This window comes from Streptomyces sp. NPDC014882 (genome assembly GCF_043081325.1).
Lineage (GTDB): Bacteria > Actinomycetota > Actinomycetes > Streptomycetales > Streptomycetaceae > Streptomyces.
In genome coordinates this window covers 1-1586 of sequence record NZ_JBIBWL010000033.1, presented here as the reverse complement: position 1 = coordinate 1586, position 1586 = coordinate 1, and the positions used below count along the sequence as shown (strand labels likewise).

Sequence of the window (1586 nt, the reverse complement as noted above, 5' to 3'; positions counted from 1 at the left end):
CGGCGCACGGCCATGAAGATGCGGGGCATGACGGGGAAGTGGAAGGCCATGTGGCACTCGTCGCCGCCGGTGGCGTAGTCGCCGAAGTAGTCGACCACGTCCTCGGGCCACTGGTTGGCCTCGGCCAGGATCACGGTGTCCGGGTACTGCGCGTCGATCTCCTTGCGCACCCGCCGGAGGAACTCGTGGGTGGCCGGGAGGTTCTCGCAGTTGGTGCCCTCGGACGCGTAGAGGTAGGGCACCGCGTCGAGGCGGAAGCCGTCGATCCCGAGGTCCAGCCAGAAGCGGAGGGCGGCCAGGATCTCCTCCTGCACGGCCGGGTTCTCGTAGTTGAGGTCCGGCTGGTGGGAGAAGAAGCGGTGGAAGAAGTACTGGCCCCGTACCGGGTCGAAGGTCCAGTTGGAGACCTCGGTGTCGACGAAGATGATGCGGGCGTCGGCGTACTGCTTGTCGTCGTCGGCCCACATGTAGTAGTCGCCGTAGGGGCCGTCGGGGTCCTTGCGGGACTCCTGGAACCACGGGTGCTGGTCGCTGGTGTGGTTCATGACGAAGTCGATGATGACGCGCATGCCGCGCTGGTGGGCGGCGTCGACGAACTCCACGAAGTCGGCGAGGTCGCCGAACTCGGGCAGCACGGCGGTGTAGTCGGAGACGTCGTAGCCGCCGTCCTTCAGCGGCGACTTGAAGAAGGGCGGCAGCCACAGGCAGTCGACGCCCAGCCACTGGAGGTAGTCGAGTTTGGCGGTGAGGCCCTTGAGGTCGCCGACGCCGTCGCCGTTGCTGTCCTGGAAGGAGCGGACGAGGACCTCGTAGAAGACGGCGCGTTTGAACCAGTCGGGATCGCGGTCCTTGGCCGGGGTGTCCTCGAAGGTGTCCGGGACGGGGGAGTTGACGGTCATGGCGCTCTGGGGTCTCCGCTCTGCGCTGTGGGTCACCGGACGTGGAACACGTGGGCCGGCGTCCGGCCGGGCTCCAGGCGCACGTAGTTGCCGCGGCCCCAGTGGTAGGTCTCGCCGGTGAGTTCGTCGCGCACCGGCACGGACTCGTGCCAGTCCAGGCCGAGTTGCGGCATGTCCAACGAGACCGTGGCCTCCTGGGTGTGGTGGGGGTCGAGGTTGACCACGACGAGCACCGTGTCCTCGCCGCTGCGTTTGCTGTAGGCGATGACGGAGTCGTTGTCCGTGTCGTGGAAGCGGAGGTTGCGGAGCCGGTGCAGTGCGGGGTGGGTGCGGCGGATCTCGTTGAGGCGGGTGATCAGGGGGGCGATGGTGCGGCCCTCGCGGGCGGCGGCGTCCCAGTCGCGGGGGCGCAGCTGGTACTTCTCCGAGTCGAGGTACTCCTCGCTGCCCGGCCTGAGCGGGGTGTTCTCGCACAGTTCGTAGCCGCTGTAGAGGCCCCAGGCGGGGGAGAGGGTCGCGGCCAGGACCGCGCGGGCCTCGAAGGCGGGGCGCCCGCCGTGCTGGAGGTGGGCGTGCAGGATGTCGGGGGTGTTGGGGAAGAAGTTGGGCCGCATGTAGCTCGCCGCCTCGCCCGACAGCTCCGTCAGGTACTCGGTGAGCTCTTCCTTGGTGTTGCGCCAGGTGAAG

At 68.3% G+C, this 1586-nt stretch carries 2 protein-coding genes; both read right to left on the bottom strand.

Annotated elements, in window-relative coordinates:
* Positions 1 to 899, bottom strand: an 899-nt coding sequence (locus ACF09K_RS34280; protein ID WP_392249255.1) for an alpha-amylase family glycosyl hydrolase, incomplete at its 3' end; no start/stop codon positions are given.
* A gap of 32 nt (positions 900 to 931) precedes the next feature.
* On the bottom strand, positions 932 to 1586 hold a 655-nt coding region (locus tag ACF09K_RS34275), incomplete at its 5' end, for an alpha-glucosidase C-terminal domain-containing protein (RefSeq protein ID WP_392249254.1).